This window comes from Aphanothece microscopica RSMan92, from assembly GCF_046613545.2.
Taxonomy (GTDB): Bacteria; Cyanobacteriota; Cyanobacteriia; order PCC-6307; family Cyanobiaceae; genus NIES-981.
Map to the genome: position 1 here is coordinate 1 of NZ_JBKKKY020000301.1, position 686 is coordinate 686.

At 48.8% G+C, this 686-nt stretch carries 1 protein-coding gene; it reads right to left on the minus strand.

Annotated features, from left to right (window positions below):
- Positions 1-672 (minus strand): RecB family exonuclease (locus tag ACLD7X_RS17630; protein ID WP_411424991.1); only part of this gene is annotated, 672 nt, incomplete at its 3' end.
- Positions 673-686 lie beyond the last annotated feature (14 nt).

The window sequence follows — 686 nt, forward strand, 5'->3', positions numbered from 1 at the left end:
GGCCGGTGCCCGAAGAGAATAAAAACCCGACTGAACCCTGGTATCCGGAAGTCTATACCGCTCGGCCCCAAGTTGAAGCCCATCCGGTTGGCTCATACTCTTATAGACCAGGTACTTGTAGAGCCAAAGCTGCCGGGCGTAGCCTGCTTTCAGGTTGGTGTCAGATAGTAGCTTAGCTTTCTTTTCCTCGATCGTGGTTTTACTCTCCTGATGCAGCTCCACATTTCCCGTCTTGTAATCCATAACAAAAAGTGTACCGTCCACGGCTTGCTCTACCCGGTCAATTTTACCTCCTAATTTCAGGGAAACAGCGATATCATTTATCGGTAATACCAGCGCAACACCAAGTTTTTTCTCAGCCGCTACAACGGTCCTACGGGGAGTAGTGTTGATCTGATTACGAAGGAATTCGAGTACCTGCTGCACGCCAATCTGGTAGTACACCCGGTTCAGACCCATTTCGGTCACGTACCCCAAAAACATTTCTTCAAACTCTTTCCGCAGGATATCCCGGCATTGCTGCTCAGTGGGGTCTACTCCTGTCAGGAAATATTCCTGGTCAATCTTTTCCAGGGAGTTATGCAGCCAGGTTCCGATCTTATCCATTCCCAGCTCCTCTTCAATTTCCTCCTTTTCCTTTACACCCACAATTCGGCCCAGGTAAAACTTCATAGAGCACCGAATCA